The sequence below is a fragment of the Candidatus Accumulibacter vicinus genome (assembly GCF_000584955.1).
Lineage (GTDB): Bacteria > Pseudomonadota > Gammaproteobacteria > Burkholderiales > Rhodocyclaceae > Accumulibacter > Accumulibacter vicinus.
Window position 1 is genome coordinate 58,312 of sequence record NZ_JDSS02000042.1, and the last position, 1,024, is coordinate 59,335.

Here is a 1,024-nt window from a genome sequence, read left to right on the forward strand (position 1 = left end):
AGTTCATTGGCACCGAGTCGCGCTTGCTGACGCTGTTTGATCTGCTTAAGCAGATGAGCGAGGTGAAAGCGTACCGGTTGGCCGAGGCGCAGGCTGAAGGTCTGCTCCACCAAGCGGACCTCGTGAGCTTTCTCGGTGCCGCGCGGCAGAATGCAGAGGCCTCGCCGGTGTTACCCCGTCTCCTCGATGACGAGAAAGTAGCTGCGCGCCGATCCACCGCCCATGCCCCTGGCGGACCAGCGCGCAGGCGATGGCCCGCGCGCCACGGCGACGTCCGGAATACAGCACGAATAATCCCGTCAACATTGACCTGGATCAAAAACAATGGTGTTTTTTGACGGAAGATTGTGCGGAACTGCGCTAACTCGTCGGCAGAGAATGCTGATCGAGAACTTCCACATCGATCTTCTACGGAGGCTTCATCATGGGTACCCGCCTTGTTTTTATCGACAGCCGCGTTGCGGATCATCAAGGTCTGATTGCCGGCCTGGGCGCCGACAGCGAGTGGATGCTGCTCGATAGCGACAGCGAGGGTGTGCCGCAGGTGCAGGCGGCATTGAACGGCCGGAGCGGTCTGGCTTCGATTCGTATTCTGGCGCACGGTCGTTCTGGCGCCCTGCTGCTCGGCGCGAGCGAACTGACGCACGAAAACCTCGAACAGCATTCCCGGAACCTGGCGCTGATCGGTCAGGCACTCGACGACCAGGGCGATCTTCAGATCTACGGCTGCGAAGTGGGCCAGGGGAACGCTGGCCGCGCTTTTGTGGCTGCATTGGCGGAAGCCCTCGGCGCCCCTGTCGCTGCGTCCTCGGCGCCGGTGGGCCATGTCGACCTCGGTGGCGACTGGCGACTCGACGTCGGCGAGACCCGCAGTCCGCTGTTGCAGAAACCGGAGTGGCACGGCTTGCTCGGTCTGACGATCACGGTGCTGCCGCAATCCATTCCCGGTCGTACGGCTGGCGAGGTGCGCAACCAGGATGCCTTTGCCGCGCTGCGCAGCGATGGCTCGGTGGTGACCTGGGGA

Annotated in this window: 1 protein-coding gene and 1 pseudogene; one reads left to right on the plus strand and one right to left on the minus strand. The window is 62.9% G+C overall.

Translation table 11 applies throughout. The features are described 5' to 3' along the window. Positions 1 to 224: pseudogene (locus tag CAPSK01_RS23920) on the minus strand (hypothetical protein); the annotation flags it as partial. A 200-nt stretch (positions 225 to 424) separates the two neighbouring features. On the opposite strand from CAPSK01_RS23920, the gene CAPSK01_RS18295 reads away from it, so the two are divergent. Beyond that, a partial coding sequence (locus CAPSK01_RS18295) for a DUF4347 domain-containing protein (RefSeq protein WP_034930090.1) occupies positions 425 to 1,024 on the plus strand: 600 nt, incomplete at its 3' end.